General features: G+C 35.7%; 14 protein-coding genes. 5 read left to right on the top strand and 9 right to left on the bottom strand.

The features are described from left to right. Positions 1-30: 30 nt before the first annotated feature. From NAT50_RS05305 to NAT50_RS05280, 6 genes are all read right to left on the bottom strand, one after another. Positions 31-2,043 carry a protein-disulfide reductase DsbD family protein gene (locus NAT50_RS05305; RefSeq protein WP_250592130.1) on the bottom strand — a complete coding sequence of 671 codons (2,013 nt, stop codon included), beginning with the start codon at positions 2,041-2,043 and terminating at the stop codon, positions 31-33. After that, positions 2,043-3,347: a tRNA lysidine(34) synthetase TilS gene (tilS, locus tag NAT50_RS05300; protein WP_250592128.1), complete on the bottom strand. Its 1,305-nt coding sequence runs from the start codon at positions 3,345-3,347 to the stop codon at positions 2,043-2,045. The genes NAT50_RS05305 and tilS overlap by 1 nt, the downstream gene beginning before the upstream one ends. A gap of 64 nt (positions 3,348-3,411) precedes the next feature. After that, entirely contained in the window at positions 3,412-3,615 is a 204-nt protein-coding gene (locus NAT50_RS05295) for a hypothetical protein (protein WP_250592127.1), read from the bottom strand. Positions 3,616-3,671: 56 nt separating this feature from the next. After that, entirely contained in the window at positions 3,672-4,964 is a 1,293-nt protein-coding gene (locus NAT50_RS05290) for an anthranilate synthase component I family protein (RefSeq protein ID WP_250592126.1), read from the bottom strand. Positions 4,965-5,160: 196 nt separating this feature from the next. Continuing rightward, the gene (gene lpdA, locus NAT50_RS05285; protein ID WP_250592125.1) at positions 5,161-6,564 is read right to left on the bottom strand and encodes a dihydrolipoyl dehydrogenase; all 1,404 of its coding nucleotides are present in this window, start codon (positions 6,562-6,564) and stop codon (positions 5,161-5,163) included. A gap of 87 nt (positions 6,565-6,651) precedes the next feature. Further along, positions 6,652-7,107 (bottom strand): Lrp/AsnC family transcriptional regulator, encoded by a 456-nt coding sequence (locus NAT50_RS05280; RefSeq protein WP_250592124.1) that lies wholly within the window; start codon positions 7,105-7,107, stop codon positions 6,652-6,654. 167 nt (positions 7,108-7,274) lie between these two features. On the opposite strand from NAT50_RS05280, the gene NAT50_RS05275 reads away from it, so the two are divergent. Further along, complete coding sequence (locus NAT50_RS05275; protein WP_250592123.1) at positions 7,275-8,477, top strand: aminotransferase class I/II-fold pyridoxal phosphate-dependent enzyme; 1,203 nt, start codon at positions 7,275-7,277, stop codon at positions 8,475-8,477. Between the two features lie 80 nt (positions 8,478-8,557). On the opposite strand, the gene NAT50_RS05270 is transcribed toward NAT50_RS05275, so the two are convergent. Both NAT50_RS05270 and NAT50_RS05265 read right to left on the bottom strand, forming a co-directional pair. Continuing rightward, a complete protein-coding gene (locus NAT50_RS05270; protein WP_250592121.1) occupies positions 8,558-9,676 on the bottom strand; it encodes a GNAT family N-acetyltransferase in 1,119 nt (372 codons plus the stop codon). Between the two features lie 5 nt (positions 9,677-9,681). After that, the gene (locus tag NAT50_RS05265; protein WP_250592118.1) at positions 9,682-10,743 is read right to left on the bottom strand and encodes a transporter; all 1,062 of its coding nucleotides are present in this window, start codon (positions 10,741-10,743) and stop codon (positions 9,682-9,684) included. Positions 10,744-10,837: 94 nt separating this feature from the next. Here NAT50_RS05265 and NAT50_RS05260 point away from each other — a divergent pair, with 94 nt between their 5' ends. From NAT50_RS05260 to NAT50_RS05245, 4 genes are all read left to right on the top strand, one after another. After that, positions 10,838-11,104, top strand: coding sequence for a DUF4834 family protein (locus tag NAT50_RS05260; protein WP_250592117.1), 267 nt, complete (start codon positions 10,838-10,840; stop codon positions 11,102-11,104). Between the two features lie 103 nt (positions 11,105-11,207). Then, positions 11,208-13,631, top strand: a complete 2,424-nt coding sequence (locus NAT50_RS05255; RefSeq protein ID WP_250592115.1) for a YfhO family protein — start codon at positions 11,208-11,210, stop codon at positions 13,629-13,631. A 3-nt stretch (positions 13,632-13,634) separates the two neighbouring features. Beyond that, a complete protein-coding gene (gene crcB / locus NAT50_RS05250) occupies positions 13,635-14,003 on the top strand; it encodes a fluoride efflux transporter CrcB (RefSeq protein ID WP_250592113.1) in 369 nt (122 codons plus the stop codon). Beyond that, positions 14,003-15,280: a glycosyltransferase family 4 protein gene (locus NAT50_RS05245; RefSeq protein ID WP_250592111.1), complete on the top strand. Its 1,278-nt coding sequence runs from the start codon at positions 14,003-14,005 to the stop codon at positions 15,278-15,280. The genes crcB and NAT50_RS05245 overlap by 1 nt, the downstream gene beginning before the upstream one ends. A gap of 82 nt (positions 15,281-15,362) precedes the next feature. On the opposite strand, the gene NAT50_RS05240 is transcribed toward NAT50_RS05245, so the two are convergent. Then, the gene (locus NAT50_RS05240; protein ID WP_250592109.1) at positions 15,363-16,055 is read right to left on the bottom strand and encodes a hypothetical protein; all 693 of its coding nucleotides are present in this window, start codon (positions 16,053-16,055) and stop codon (positions 15,363-15,365) included. Positions 16,056-16,266 lie beyond the last annotated feature (211 nt).

Raw genomic sequence — 16,266 nt, 5'->3', positions numbered from 1 at the left:
AAAAATAGTCCTCGAAAGAGGACTATTTTTTTATTTAAACTTTTTGATTCCGGATAATAACCAATTTTTATATTCTTCTGAATCGGGTGTATAGCCTACCGGTTCTGTTAATCGGTTTTCTTTGGTATCTAAAATAATATAATAAGGTTGTGCATTGGCTTTATAATGCGTAATCTGAAAATCACTCCATTTGTTACCAATCGTTCTAATTTCTTTACCTGTTTCTTTAGAAACGTATTGTTCATGAGCAGGTAACTCTTTTTTATCATCAACATAAAGAGAAATCAGTACTAAATCCCCTTTGATTAATGAAAGAATTTCGGGTTTAGACCAAACATAATCTTCCATTTTTCTACAATTTACACAAGCAAATCCTGTAAAGTCTAATAATATTGGTTTATTTTGTGCTTTGGCATACGCCATTCCTTTGTCATAATCGGTAAAAGCGATAATCCCATGAGGTCCACTTTTAGCGCCATCCGGTAAAATTCCGGTAGCACTCACATTGGTGCTTCCAATACCGTTTGGTGTTTCACTGTAAGTTAGTGGAGGAGGGAATCCTGAAACTAGTTTTAATGGAGCTCCCCAAAGTCCTGGAATTAAATAAACCGTAAATGATAACACTAAAAGTCCAAGAAGTAATCTTCCAACAGAAATCGATGGAATCGGGCTATCGTGTGGTAAAGTAATTTTTCCAAAAAGATATAAGGCTAAAGCTCCAAATATAGCAATCCAAATCGCTAGAAAGACTTCTCTTTCTAGTAAATGTGCTTGTAATACTAAGTCGGCATTGGATAAAAATTTAAAAGCCAAAGCCAATTCTAAAAATCCTAATACTACTTTTACGGTATTTAACCATCCGCCTGATTTTGGTAATGAATGTAACCATCCCGGGAACATGGCAAAAAGCATAAAAGGTAAGGCTAAAGCTAAGGAAAAACCTAACATACCTACAATAGGTGCTATTCCTCCTTTAGAAGCGGCTTCAACTAACAATGTCCCTACAATAGGTCCTGTACATGAAAAGGAAACAATGGCTAAAGCTAATGCCATAAACAAAATTCCGATCATACCTCCTCGATCTGCTTGTCGGTCTACTTTATTAGCCCAAGAGTTTGGTAGCATAATTTCGAAAGCCCCTAAGAAAGAAGCGGCAAAAAATACTAATAATAAGAAGAATATGATGTTAAACCAAACGTTAGTAGATAGAGCGTTCAAAGCATCGGCACCAAATATAGCCGTCACCAGCGTACCTAAAATCACATAGATTAAAATAATAGAAATTCCGTAGAAGATAGCATTTCGAACTCCTTTTGCTTTGTTTTTACTTTGTTTGGTGAAAAAACTTACTGTCATTGGAATCATCGGAAAAACACAAGGAGTCAATAAAGCAGCAAATCCGGAAAAGAACGCAATAAAGAAAATCGTGAATAAACCTTTTTTCTGTTCTGGTTTTTTAGAGATTTCTTTTGCTGGAACTTTTTCTGGTGAATTTTCCACAATTGACGATACTGAATCAGTAGTATTGTCTGCAGTAGTTACAGTATCCGAATTTGTTTCAGCGGTAGTAGCTTCTTCAACTTTTGTTGTCGTTGTAACCGGAAGTTTAATTTCAAATGTTTTGTCTTGTTGAATACAAGCTTCTTTACAAACCTGATATTCTACGTAGACTTTAGCAACATTCGTTTTAGGATTGGTTACTTTTATAGTCTGACGAAATTGTGCTTTCTTTTCAAACATATATTCATCCACCTCAAAAACCTCACTATATACTTTTTTATAAGGACTTTCTTTGGTTTTACTAACTAATTCATAATTGCCTTTCGCATTTTTAAATTGAAAAACAGTAGGCAATGATCCTCCATCTGGGGTAAATTGCGAGAACATATGCCATTCCGGTTCTATGATGGCATCGAAAACCAAAACAAATTCGGTATCAGATTTTTTTTCCACGGAAGTTTTCCATGAAACAGGATCTAAAATTTGTGATTGCGCTCCCCAAAAGGTAAAAAATAAAGCGATTGTGGCTAAAAACTTATTCATTATAATACTTCTATTTTTAAAATATGTTGCGTTTTTTCGTTGGCTAAAAAGCGTTGGTCTGCCCGGTGATTTACAATCCAAATAATTTCGTTTTCCGAGCAAAGTAACCATGTTTTTTCTTTATCGATCAGCGAAAATTTCTCGTCTTTAAAGTACTTGCTTACTTTTTTCTTCCCTTGCATTCCTGAAGGGTAAAAATAGTCACCTTCTTGCCATTTTCGTAATATCAACGGAAACTTTAACGAAAGTTTATCAACAAAAATAGTGCCTTTAGAATGACTTATGATGTGACTTTGGTCACTCAATCGTAAGTTTATAGGAAAATCAATTTGTTTGAGTTGCTCCTGAATTTCGTAAGATTCGTTTTGTGGCTCGGTTTTTTTAGAAAGTATTAAAAAATCTCGATCTTTCAAGAGTCGGTAATCCTCTGAAAAAATTTGTTTTCCGGATTGGGCTTCTGTTAGGTCGAAAATGTCGTTCCAAGCAGTAAATCCATACGGTTTTAACCATTGATACAGATATGTTGTTTTGTGTGGAAGTTTTTGTAATTTATTGAGATCAAACCTTTTTTCATCATTTGTTTCCTCAACCACATCCTCATAAACCATCGAAGAAGCTTCTTCAACAAGACATTGCGCTTCTTGTAAATGAATTAAAGTTTGTTGAAAAGAATTCAAAAAATTCGGATTGAGCTCTTTCAAAATCGGTAGGATGTGATGACGAATTTTATTTCGAAAGTATTTGTCGGAAGCATTGCTAGAATCTTCTCTCCAACTTACTGAATTTTCCTGCGCATAACGCTCGATTTCTTCTCTAGAAAAAGGGAGTAGGGGACGGAGGATATTTTTGTTTTGTTGTGGAATACCCATTAAACCCTCGAGACCAGTTCCTCGAGTAAAATTAATTAAAAACGTTTCGGCCGAATCGTCTATGTGATGTGCAGTGAGCAAAAAATCATAACCATTAGTATGCATCAGTTCGTCAAACCAATTATAACGCAATTCTCTGGCTGCAATCTGAATAGATTTTTTGTGCAAATCAGCATATTTTTGGGTTTCAAATCGATTGATGAAATACGGAATATAGTGCTCTTGGCAGGTCATCTTAACAAATTCTTCGTCTTGGTCACTTTCTTGGTCTCTGAGCTGAAAATTGCAATGTGCTACCGAAAAAGTATAGCCGGAACGCATCAAAAGGTGCATTAAAACCATACTATCAATTCCGCCACTTACTGCCAATACTATTTTTTTTCCTTTCAGAAACGAAAAGGTAGTAGTGATATAATGTTGAAATTGTTGGAGCATGACAGATATATTCTTTGCTAAATTACTAAAAAAAAGCAACCTTTAAAGGTTGCTGATGTTATAATTATTGATTTTCTTTCATCATTGCATGACATTCTTTGGAACATTTGTGTTTCCTCTCGCCATGCTTGTAAACATGTTTTTTGTCCTTACACATTTCTGTGCATTCATGTTTCATTTTTTTGTCTTTCTTTGTTTGTTTGTCCTGAGCCACTCCAGTTAAGACCAGTCCAAATAGTAATGTGACTACTAAAATTACTTTTTTCATAATCGTGTTTTTTAGTTTGAAAATTAAACGTATTATGATATAAAGTAAGTGATTAATTATTTGATTTTCAATACATTTAACATTGCGTTGGCTTTTAGTAGGCATTCTTCATATTCTTTTTCGGGTGTTGCTTCAGCCGTGATGGCGCTGCCTACAGAAAAGGAGAGATATTGCTCATGAGAGTTGTATAAAATACTGCGAATAATCACATTAAAGTCAAAATCTCCGTTGGGAGTAAAATAACCCACCGCACCACTGTAAAGACCTCGTTTGGTTTCTTCCAAACTTTCTATTATTTGCATGGCCGATATTTTTGGAGCTCCAGTCATGCTACCCATAGGGAAAGTGGTTTTAAGGATGGTTACCGCCTGAGTAGTAGGTTCTACTTCCGATACAACAGTTGAAATCATCTGATGCACCTGACGAAAAGTATAAATTTCGCATAACTCTTCAACTTTTACAGAACCTTTCGTACTAGTATGGGCTAAATCATTGCGCACCAAATCGACAATCATAATGTTCTCGGAACGTTCCTTAGCGCTTTGTGCTAATTCTTGTTTTGATTTTTCGTCTTGTAAAGGGTCTTCAAAGCGTTTAGCGGTCCCTTTAATGGGTTGAGAGATGATTTTGTTTCCTTCTTTTCTAATATATCGTTCAGGAGATGCGCTAAGGAGATATTGGGTATGGTTTCTAAAAAAAACAGCAAAAGGAGGTTCTGAAATAGCGTTGAGTTTAGAGAAAATGCCTAAAGGGGCAATAGTGGTATTTTCAGCATAAAATTCCATACAAAAATTCGCCTCATAAATATCCCCACGATGAATGTGACCCAACATTTGGGTTACTTTTTCTATATACTCTTTCTTAGTAATACGCTGTCTGATATTAATGTCACTCGTAGTTTGTGATAAATTGGTATCAAGTGAAGTAATTTCATTCCAATCGTCTGTTATTTCATCATCACAAAAATTCAAATAACAAATTTCCAATTGGTTTCCTTTTAGGAAAAATAGTTTTTTAGGTTGAAAGAAGAAAAGATCTGGAAAATGCAGGCCGTCAAAATTATTCGAAGTGAGTTTTTCAATATCATTTTTTAAATCATAGGACAGATACCCAAAAAGCCAATCTTTGGTTTGTTGTTGGTACTGTTTTAAATCTTCAAAAGCATTATGGTAATCCGTTTGAATCAGTGTAAAAGCATCAACCGCCAATACGCAATCGTAGCTACTGTATTTTTGGGGATAATGGTTGCTATCCAAATACACCACTTCACGAAACTGTTGTGCCCATGTAAGCAGTTGATGTTTAAATTGATCTGAATCTGTGATAGTTTTGACTATAGAAGTTCTCAAGGCTCTGATATATTGAGCAAAAATACAATAATTTCATTTTTATTGGTGCTGTTTTTCTTGTCTCTTCAGTTATTTGTGAATGTTAAATGGAGATGGGCACTAAAGAAAACGATGAGAGATTAACAGAAGACCATCACTGAGGGTTGAGCATAAAAAAACCCGCTAAAAAAGCGGGTTTCAAATGATATGAAATATTTTAAACGTGTAAAGCTCTATTCTCAGTAGCTGCTAACGCTGCTTCTTTGATCGCTTCTGCAAACGTTGGATGCGCGTGTGACATTCTTGAAATATCTTCCGCAGAAGCTCTAAATTCCATAGCAGTAACTGCTTCTGCAATTAAATCGGCAGAACGGGCACCAATCATGTGAATACCTAATACTTCATCAGTTTTAGCATCGGCTAAAATTTTAACAAAACCATCCGTATCGGCACTAGCACGAGCACGACCTAATGCTTTGAAAGGGAAATTTCCAACTTTGTAAGCCACTCCGGCCTCTTTTAACTGCTCTTCTGTTTTTCCAACAGCAGCTACTTCTGGCCAAGTATATACTACACCAGGAATTAAGTTATAATCGATATGTGGTTTTTGACCCGCTAAATATTCGGCAACCATTACACCTTCTTCTTCTGCTTTGTGTGCTAACATCGCTCCGCGAACCACATCTCCAATGGCATAAATAGTAGGAACAGAAGTTTGTAAATGATCGTTTACTTCTACCTGACCTCTTTCGGTTAATTTTACTCCGGCTTTGTCAGCATTTAAACCGTCTGTGTAAGGACGACGACCTACTGATACTAAAGCGTAATCTCCTTCTAAAACTACTTCGTTACCTTTAGCGTCATCAGCTTTTACAGTTACCGCATTTCCGTTTCTAGTTACTTCTTTTACTTTGTGAGAAGTGTAGAACTTCATGCCTTGTTTTTTAAGAACTTTTGTTAATTCTTTCGATAAAGCTCCGTCCATTCCAGGAATGATTCGGTCCATGAATTCTACAACAGAAACTTTTGCTCCTAGACGTAAATACACTTGACCTAATTCTAATCCAATTACACCACCACCAATAATCACAAGGTGTTTAGGTACTTCGGTTAATTTTAAAGCTTCAGTAGAAGTGATAATTCTTTCTTTGTCTATTTTGATAAAAGGCAGCGTTGAAGGTTTAGAACCTGTAGCAATGATAATGTTTTTACCTTGTAATTGTTCTACAGTACCGTCTTTTTTGGTTACATTAACCGTAGTTGCATTTTCGAAAGATCCTACACCTTCATAAACGGTAACATTGTTTTTGTCCATTAGGTACTTAACACCGCCAGAAGTTTGGTCTACCACTGCTTGTTTGCGCTCTACCATTTTGGCCAAATTCACTTTTACTTCACCTGAAACTTCAATTCCGTGATCGGCAAAATGTTGTAATTCTTCGTAATGGTGAGAAGAGGCCAACATTGCTTTAGAAGGGATACAACCTACATTTAAGCAAGTACCTCCAAGTGTGGGATATTTTTCGATAATAGCTGTTTTCAATCCTAATTGTGCACAACGAATAGCCGAAACATATCCGCCAGGACCTGAACCTATAATAACTACGTCAAATGAACTCATAGTATGTATTTTATGTTGTTTTTAAAAAAGTTATGGCAAAATTACTATTTTTTGTTAATTAACTTACTTGTTTTTAGCGTTAATTATTTATGAAATATTAAAAACGGTAGTGTTTTTCACTTCTCCAATCATAAAGGAAGAATGGGTGCTACCAATGTGTTTTATTGAGGTGAGTTTGGTAACCATAAATTCACGGTATTCTTCCATGTCTCGAACACAAATTTTAAGAATGTAGTCATAATCTCCACTCACGTGAAAACATTCTAGGACTTCGTCTAATTTTAAAATAGCATTTTCAAACTCCGCAATAAAGTCTCTGGTATGCTGAATTAATTTTATATGACAAAATACCACATAACTCTTCTGTATTTTATTTCGATCAACTAAAGCTACATATTTTTTAATTGTACCATCTTTCTCTAGTTTTTTGATACGCTCATAAACAGCTGTCACCGATAAATTCAGTTTTGTAGATAACTCTTTTGTCGTACTTTTGCTGTCCGTTTGTAATAGCTTTAATAATTTCTTATCAATTGCATCCATAAATCCTCAAAGTTTAAAATTATTTAGTAGATCGATAGATTTTTTTATTTAAAAAGAAAAAAATCCACTAAAAAGCAAAAGTATAGATTTTTTTTCTAAATTTATTCGTTTGTATTGAAAAATATTTTATTTATAATCAAATTTGGTAATTATAAAACCTAATGATTATGAATAATTTCAACCCAGCAGACAATATTCAGGACTTACAATATTTTGGTGAATTTGGAGGAGTTAATCCTTCTATTTCAGACAGTTCCACCTACACATTTCTCTCTGCAAAGACTATGTTTGATACTTTTGAAGGAAATGCCGAAGGGTGCTATTTGTATTCTCGTCACTCTTCTCCTTCGAATTTGTATTTGGCTAAAGCTTTAGCAGCTATGGAAGGTACAGAAGCGGCAAACGTTTCGGCATCGGGTATGGGAGCTATTACTCCGGTATTGTTGCAGTTGTGTGGCAATGGTGAGCATGTGGTTTCGAGCAGAACAATCTACGGAGGGACGTATGCGTTTTTAAAGAATTTTGCGCCACGTTTAGGGGTATCTACGACTTTTGTCGACATCACAAAATTAGACTTGGTGGAAGCGGCCATCACTCCGGCAACGAAAATCATTTATTGTGAAACGGTGAGTAACCCGTTGCTGGAAGTAGCGGATATAGAATCGTTAGCAAAACTGGCCAAGAAATACAATCTTAAGCTAGTAGTAGATAATACTTTTTCTCCCTTATCCGTAGCTCCGGCAAAATTAGGAGCAGATGTGGTGATTCACAGTTTGACTAAATTTATTAATGGAAGCAGTGATACGCTAGGAGGTGTTATTTGTGGTACTCAGGAATTTATAGATGCGTTGAAAAATGTTAACGATGGTGCAAGTATGTTGTTAGGAGCAACTATGGATAGTTTACGCAGTGCTAGTATTATGAAAAATCTACGCACTTTGCATATTCGTATGAAGCAGCACAGTCATAACGCGCAATATTTGGCTGAAAAATTTGAAGCTGATGGAATTAAAATCGTATATCCGGGTTTAAAAAGTCATCCAAGTCATGAAATTTATAAGACAATGATTAATCCTGAATATGGTTTTGGTGGAATGATGACTATGGATGTTGGAACCTTGGACAAAGCAAATGCACTAATGGAATTGATGCAGGAACGAAACATAGGGTATTTGGCGGTTAGTTTAGGGTTCTATAAAACCTTATTTAGTGCGCCGGGAACCTCTACCTCTTCAGAAATTCCTTTGGATGAACAAGTGCAAATGGGATTAACAGATGGATTGATTCGTTTCTCTATTGGTTTGGATAATGATATTGAAAGAACATATCAAATGATGAAACAATGCATGAAAGAACTAGCGATTATGTAGTAAAAGTTTTTTTCAGAATAATGGAAAATCCCTCTAAACACTAGAGGGATTTTTTTATATTATTTGATAAATCTTGAAGATTATAGGTTTTTTATAAACGTACATCTTCTTTTGGTTATCACAGGATTGAAGTTTTTCCAAAGATTTTGTATGGCGGTATTGTCTTCCAATTCTGGTGTACGGATACATTTAGTAATTCCTTTGTCTTTCATCGTTTTGTAATACTCTTCAAAAATCACAGCCGTTACTCCCTTGCTCTGATATTCCGGAGAAATTCCTATCAAGTAGAAAACAGCTTCTTTACTATGTTTTTTTGCTTTTAGCATTTTTAAAAAACCAAAAGGAAATAATTTACCGTTAATTGCTTTTTGCGCTTGGGCATAATTAGGCATCACAATGGCAAAAGCAATGATGTTACCTTGGTTGTCTTCAATGAATTTGATGTATTCCGGATTTACAAAAGGGATATATTTCTTCTTGAAGAATTCGATTTGTTTTTGATTGATAGCGACAAACGATTGTAGTTTTGAATAGGTTTCGTTAAACAATTGAAACATACTATCTACGTAAGGCAAAATCTCTTGGGTAGATTTAAAAACAATCGATTTGTAGCCATAGCGAGCTTTCACCAAATCGGCAGCTTTTTTTATCGGTTCGTAAGCAACATTATCAAAGGAAAATTCACTTTCGATATATTTTTTTTCTACCTCGAAACCTAACTGTTTAAAGTGTTCTACATAATAAGGATAGTTATACCAACCAATAGCGGTACTTAACTGATCGTATCCTTCCGTCAAACATCCTACTTTGTCTAAATTAGAAAATCCCATCGGGCCTTCCACATGGTCCATATTGTTTTTTTTGCCCAATTCGTAGACTTTTTTCAATAAGGCTCTGCTGACTTCAACATCATCTATGACATCAAACCAACCAAAACGGGTTTTCTTTTTGTTCAGTTGTTTCACTTCATCCCAATTGATAATGGCCGCTACTCTTCCTACAATTTTATTATCCTTGTAGGCCAAGTAAAAATAAGCCTCTGCACTATCAAAAATTGGGTTTTTCTCTTTATTGAAAGAATCAATCTCGTCTTGTAGTAAAGGAGGAACCCAATACGGATTGTCTTTGTATAATGTAAAAGGGAATTTTACAAATTCTTTAATGAGTTGCTTGGTGTTTGCTTCTATAATTTGTATCATGGTGTTTATTCTTCTATTTCGTCTTCTAAACGTTTACTTTTTTGATTCTCTTCTTCTTTTACAGATTTTTCTGGAAGGTCTTCGTTTTTGTTTTTTCGTTTCTTTTTCTCCGCTTTATCCTCAGCTTTTTTCAGGTCTTCCTCTGATAAAATACCCGTTTTAGATTTTGGTCTTTTCTCTTCTTTTACTTCTTTACCATCTTTAATTTCGACGCCTTTGTGTTTTTTGTCAAAGCGCCAAGAAAAACCTATACCTCCGTATATTAAATCGGGAGTTGATTTAATGTTTTTACTGATTGAAGCATCTATTTGTAGCTGGTCCATTAACAAATGTGTCGCTCCCAACGTGAAGATACCATCAGAATAATAATCACCTTTGATGCCTTTATTTTCAAATAAGGCCGACCATTTTTCGTTGATACCGTAAGTTACGGTTAGGACATAACCAAAATTTTTGGCTTCAGACGTAATTTTATCGGCGATTAAATTGGTTACAAAAACCCATTTGTTTTTAAAGTGATTCTGGGTAATCAACATTATCTTGGGACTTACAGTCGCTTCGTTAGGAATACTATAATCATTTTTCATGGCATAGTTAACCCCAACATAACCAGAAATGGCAGGAATTAACGATTTCCATTTGAATTTGTTATTGGCTCTCCAACTATAGATGTTGGGTTTTTCTTCTCCTTTTTTGTACGGATCGTAAAACAAATATTTAGCTCCTAAAGTAGTGTTTTTAAACCCGCTGCGATTGGCTTCTAGGAAATTACTTTTGTATTTGTCCATCTGAAACTGTGCATCTAAAGTCAATTCCAATTGTTCTTTCAGTAAACCGTATCGTGCGGTAAGATCCATTCCAAAACCATTTGCATCATAATCTAAAACACTATGCGATTCATTAATATAATAAACGCCGGATTCTAGTTGAAACACTTTTTTACCTACGGCGAAAGCGCCAGCAGATTTTCCGGGACGATTCGAGTTAATTTGATCTGTAAATTGCGAGTATATTGAAGATGAAGCAAATAAAACAGCTCCTAAAGCTAAAGATTTAAATAATTTCATGGTATTGCCATTTGAGAAAACCAAATGTAGTATTTTTTATCTTTATTTTAAGAATGAGATTCGTAATAATCCGTATTTTTGAAAAAAAATTACCATGCAGGAAGCATCTCTACAAGGTTTTTTTAAAACCATTATTTATATCATCGGGTTTTATTATTTCGTTAAAATTTTAGCCCGAATTTTTATGCCGTTCATCATGAAAAACATGATGCAAAAGGCACAGCAAAATTTTAACAGACAATACGAACAAAGAGGGTTCAACCAAGGAACTACTCAGGATCATACTACACCCAAAAAAGAAGGAAACCCAAAATCCAAAAAACAAGTAGGGGAGTATATCGATTATGAAGAGATAGACTAATCAAAGGATTGTCATTTTCTAACGCTTTCAAAAATTTAGAGTAGAGTTTTAAAATCTAAAATTTAGCGTATCTTCACGCCTTATTTGTATCAATCTAATTTTTATGGACAAACTGAAACGTTTTTATCCACACGCATTGGCTATTTTAAGCTTTGTGTTGGTTTCTATTATTTATTTTTATCCCGTTCTACAAGGAAAAAAAATACTACAATCGGATATTGTGCAATACACGGCCATGGCCAAAGAACAAAACGATTTTAGAGATACATACCAAGAGGAACCATATTGGACAAATAGTGCTTTCGGAGGAATGCCTACGTATCAGTTAGGAGCCAATTATCCTCACAATTACATTAAAAAAGTGGACGGATTATTGCGTTTCTTACCCCGTCCGGCAGATTATATGTTCCTATATTTTATTGGTTTTTATGTTTTGCTATTAACCTTAAAAATCAAACCGCTTAAAGCCGTTTTCGGAGCTTTAGCGTTTGGTTTCTCTACGTATTTAATAGTGATTTTAGGGGTAGGACATAATGCCAAAGCGCATGCCATCGCCTATATGCCTATGGTAGTTGCGGGTGTATTGCTGGTTTTTCAGAAACGCTGGATAGTAGGAGGGTTATTAACAATGGTGGCAGCGGCTTTAGAGCTAAATGCAAACCACTTCCAAATGACGTATTATTTATTGTTGTTTTTGTTAATTCTAACGGCTTACTACAGTTATAAAGCGGTACAGAGTAAAGAGTTAAAATCGTTGGTTTATAGTTTTGGAGTATTTGTAGTGGCCGGATTGTTGGCCGTGGGTGCTAATGCTACCAATATTTTGGCTACGTCGGAATACGCCAAAGAAAGTACAAGAGGCAAAAGCGAATTATCGAAGAATCCTGATGGTACCAAAAAAACAGAGGGTACTTCTATGACGTACGATTATATTACAGAGTATAGTTATGGTATTGCCGAAAGTTTCAACTTAATTGCTCCTCGAATTTTTGGGGGTTCAAATAGTGAAGATTTAGGAACGGACTCCGAAATGTATCAGTTTGTAGTGTCTCAGAATGTTCCAGAAGATCAGGCCAAAGAAATTGTAAAAGGATTGCCTACCTATTGGGGAGATCAGCCTATTGTAGCAGCACCGGCTTATATAGGTGTGATTGTGTTCTTTTTAGCTGTATTGGCATTGTTCATCGATAATCGTAAATTAAAATATGCTTTTCTAGCGGGAGCCATAGCTTCTTTGTTGTTGTCATGGGGTAAAAATTTCCCATTGTTAACCGATTTCTTCATTAATTATGTGCCTTTGTATAATAAATTCAGAGCGGTTTCTTCTATTCAGGTAGTTTTAGAAATTTGTATGCCTGCATTGGCTTTAATGGGCTTGCAAAGCTTTTTTAATACTGAGGAAAAACAACGTTGGGATGGTTTATGGAAATCTGCAGCAGTAACCGGAGGAATACTGATAGTTTTATTGTTTGCAAAGAGTTTATTTAGCTTCGCTGGAGGTAGCGATGCGTACTTGAGAGAGTCTTACGGACCTGAATTTGTTGAAGCATTAAAGGCAGACAGAGCCTCAATGTACACTAGTGATATTTTCCGTTCGATTATTTTCATCGCATTAACTTTTGGTATTTTATGGTTATCCATAAAAAAGACCATCTCGCAACAAGCTGCGACTATATTAGTTGGTTTCTTTATGGTGGCTGATTTATTTTTGATTGGTAAAAACTATCTTGCTGCCGATGATTTTGTTTCAAAACAAGAAGTAGACGAACCTTTCATCGAAGCTCCTTTCGATACGGCTATCCTTCAAGATGCATCACACTACAGAGTATTCGAAGTTTCGGGTAATGCCCTAAGTGATCCGAGGGCTTCTTATTTCCATAAGTCTATTGGAGGTTATCATGCGGCAAAACCAAGACGCATGCAGGAATTATTCGATTATCAAATCGTAAAGAATAATCAGGAGGTTTTAAATATGTTGAATGTAAAATATTTAATACACCGAAATGAAAAAGGAGAGCAACTTCCTGTTCAAAATACAGAAGCCAATGGTAATGCTTGGTTTGTAAATGAAATTAAAGTAGTACCGAATGCGGATGCCGAAATGCAAGCGTTATCGAATCTAGATACAAAGAATGTAGCGGTTAGAACGCTTGAGCCTAATGAAAAACCATTAGCTCTCGCAATTCCTAAAAAAGCGGCTTCTGCAAAAATTGAATTGACTTCGTACAAACCTAATGAATTGCAATATGTAGCAACAAATCCAAATAACGGATTTGCCGTATTCTCTGAAATGTACTATAAAAACGGATGGAATGCATACATCGATGGTAAATTAACGGAACATTACCGCGTAGATTACGCTTTACGAGGGTTGCCTATTCCGGCTGGAAAACATACCATCGTATTCAAATTTGAACCGCAAGTGGTAAAAACAGGTAGTACTATTGCATTAATCAGTTTTGTACTTATGCTAGTATTAATTGCGGGTGGAATGTATTGGAATAGAAAAACAGCCGTTAAGGAATAATCGTTGAAAACCATTATCTACATAGCCATAGGAGGAGCCATAGGAAGCGTCTTACGTTATTTAACATCAATTGTTGTGGGTAAGTGGTCTACGTTTCCTTACGGAACTTTTTTGGCAAATATATTGGGATGTTTAGCAATTGGTTTGTTTTTTGGCTTTTTTGAAAAGAATACTCTGTTATCCAAAGAACTCAAATTCTTTTTGATTACCGGATTGTGTGGTGGGTACACTACCTTTTCGTCTTTTTCATACGAAAATGTACAACTGCTTCAAAATAACCAAATGGGAATGGCATTTTTATACACCGCTTTGAGTATTATGATTGGTTTTTTAGCCACTTGGATTGGATTGTTAATAGCAACTAGGTTTTAATGAAGAAGGTACTTATCATCACATATTATTGGCCACCGGCAGGAGGTCCCGGTGTGCAACGCTGGTTAAAATTTGTCAAATATTTACCCGATTTTGGCATACAACCTGTGGTTTATGTACCCGAAAACCCAACTTATCCGATTGTGGATGCCGATTTAGAAAGCGAAGTATCCGAAAAGGCTATTGTTCTAAAACATAAGATTTTGGAACCTTACGCTATGGCTTCGGTATTTTCCAAAAAAAATACCAAAGGGATTAGTTCGGGAATCATTCCAAATCAGAAGAAACAGACGTTTTTGCAAAAAGCAATGCTTTGGATCAGAGGGAATCTCTTCATACCCGATGCTCGAGTATTATGGGTAAAACCTTCTGTGAAATACCTAAAACAGTACCTTCAGCAGGAAGGAATCGATACCATTATTACTTCCGGTCCGCCGCATAGTTTGCATTTAATTGGACTACAATTAAAAAAAGAGTTGAATGTAAAATGGTTGGCCGATTTCCGCGACCCGTGGACTACTATAGGCTATCATTCGGCATTGAAACTTTCAAATTATGCCGATAAAAAGCACAAAGCACTAGAGCGTGAGGTATTAAATAGTGCCGATACGATTATTGTAACCAGCAAAACGACTAAGGCTGAATTTGAGCGTCTTACCTCAAAACCTATAGAAGTAATTACCAACGGATACGATGTTGAAAAAATCATCAAAGAACCTTTGGATGAAAAATTTACCTTAGCGCATATAGGTTCTTTTTTATCTGATAGAAATCCAAAAATTCTATGGGAATCTTTGAGTGAATTGGTGGCTGAAAATGCCTCTTTTGCCGAATGTTTTGAATTAAAATTGATTGGGAAAGTCAGTCAGGAAATCTTAGATACCATTGCACAATTCGGATTGCAGCATCATGTGCGTAATTTGGGCTATGTATCGCATTTAGAAGCGGTACAACACCAAAGAAAGTCACAAGCACTTTTACTGGTAGAAATAGATTCTGAAGAAACTAAAAGTATCATACCTGGCAAAGTGTTTGAATATATGGTTTCCGAGCGTCCGATTGTCGCCATAGGACCAAAGGATTCTGATTTTGCTGAATTGATTACATCAACCAATACAGGTACTTTTTACACTTACAACGAGAAAGACCGATTAAAAGCGGACTTGCTCTCTCATTTTGAGAAGTACCAGCAAAACAATTTGAAAGTATATCCCATAGGTTTGCAACAGTATTCCAGAAAAAATCTTACCGAAAAGTTAGTCAAAATCATTACATAAAGAAACCCCGGAAATTAAAATCTCCGGGGTTTTATATAAACTAATCTAACTATCCTTATTACGAGATCAAATTTGCGTAATATTATCTTCTACCTCTTACAGGTTGTTGCTCTTCTTCTTTTCTTGGAGTAGCGTCTTCTATTTTAGCTTTAGAGCCATCCATTTTGTAGTAATAGTAGCTGTCGTCATCATTTTCATAACCACCACTTCTAGGATAGTCGTTTTCGTGGTAATGATAATCTCTAGGAGAGTCATAGTCTCCGTAATAACGTCCGCCTTTTACTTGTCCATAGATATCGATGATACGTCCTTTTTTGTCGTAAACGATGCGTAGACCTCCAATTTGAGTCGCTGCAAAGCGGTTATATTTCATGTATACGCTTCCAATTCTGTTCACACGATCAAAAGCATCATAGTTGATAAAGGTGTTACCCACTCGGCGTACACGTCCAAAAGCATCTCTCTCTATCTTTACCCCATAATTTACAGGTCTATTTTTCTCTATGATTACGGTACCTCTTCGACCCGCTGCTCTAAAATAAAAGCTATCATCGCGAGTGTCTTGTGGTCTAGTATTGAAATCGAAATCTCCATTCGGGAAAACATAAAATTCAATACCTCTTTCCATAAATTTTATCGGTTCAGCATCGCGGTAATCTACTTTGTGTTTTCCGATAGCTCTTCCGTTGTTGTCAGAAAAAACAGGGTTTTCTGCCGCTTGGGCCATACTTCCCGCCAGGAAGATGCTGGCCACTACCAATGTGATCTTTTTCATAACATTCATAATTAAAGGTTGCCTACTCTAATCGATTTTCGGCTTGCTCGTCCAAGTTCAATAACTTGTTATGTAGTGTTATCCAATTTATGTGCCAAAAAAAGTTTGGTTCCTTTTTTATTTTTTAAATTGTTGATTTTTAGAGGATTATTTTTTGAAGAAATAAAAATAGTTGGGTCTAATCAAAAAAAACTCCGTTCATTGAACGGAG

The sequence above is a fragment of the Flavobacterium luminosum genome, from assembly GCF_023635005.1.
In the GTDB taxonomy this organism is placed as follows: domain Bacteria; phylum Bacteroidota; class Bacteroidia; order Flavobacteriales; family Flavobacteriaceae; genus Flavobacterium; species Flavobacterium luminosum.
This window is presented reverse-complemented; position numbering and strand designations above follow the sequence as displayed.

Bases quoted from the DNA above. Each gene is read 5' to 3' on its own strand.
- NAT50_RS05305 (WP_250592130.1), bottom strand. From the start codon at position 2,043: ATGAATAAGTTTTTAGCCACAATCGCTTTATTTTTTACCTTTTGGGGA.
- tilS (WP_250592128.1), bottom strand. From the start codon at position 3,347: ATGCTCCAACAATTTCAACATTATATCACTACTACCTTTTCGTTTCTG.
- NAT50_RS05295 (WP_250592127.1), bottom strand. From the start codon at position 3,615: ATGAAAAAAGTAATTTTAGTAGTCACATTACTATTTGGACTGGTCTTA.
- lpdA (WP_250592125.1), bottom strand. From the start codon at position 6,564: ATGAGTTCATTTGACGTAGTTATTATAGGTTCAGGTCCTGGCGGATAT.
- NAT50_RS05280 (WP_250592124.1), bottom strand. From the start codon at position 7,107: ATGGATGCAATTGATAAGAAATTATTAAAGCTATTACAAACGGACAGC.
- NAT50_RS05275 (WP_250592123.1), top strand. From the start codon at position 7,275: ATGAATAATTTCAACCCAGCAGACAATATTCAGGACTTACAATATTTT.
- NAT50_RS05270 (WP_250592121.1), bottom strand. From the start codon at position 9,676: ATGATACAAATTATAGAAGCAAACACCAAGCAACTCATTAAAGAATTT.
- NAT50_RS05265 (WP_250592118.1), bottom strand. From the start codon at position 10,743: ATGAAATTATTTAAATCTTTAGCTTTAGGAGCTGTTTTATTTGCTTCA.
- NAT50_RS05260 (WP_250592117.1), top strand. From the start codon at position 10,838: ATGCAGGAAGCATCTCTACAAGGTTTTTTTAAAACCATTATTTATATC.
- NAT50_RS05255 (WP_250592115.1), top strand. From the start codon at position 11,208: ATGGACAAACTGAAACGTTTTTATCCACACGCATTGGCTATTTTAAGC.
- NAT50_RS05245 (WP_250592111.1), top strand. From the start codon at position 14,003: ATGAAGAAGGTACTTATCATCACATATTATTGGCCACCGGCAGGAGGT.
- NAT50_RS05240 (WP_250592109.1), bottom strand. From the start codon at position 16,055: ATGAAAAAGATCACATTGGTAGTGGCCAGCATCTTCCTGGCGGGAAGT.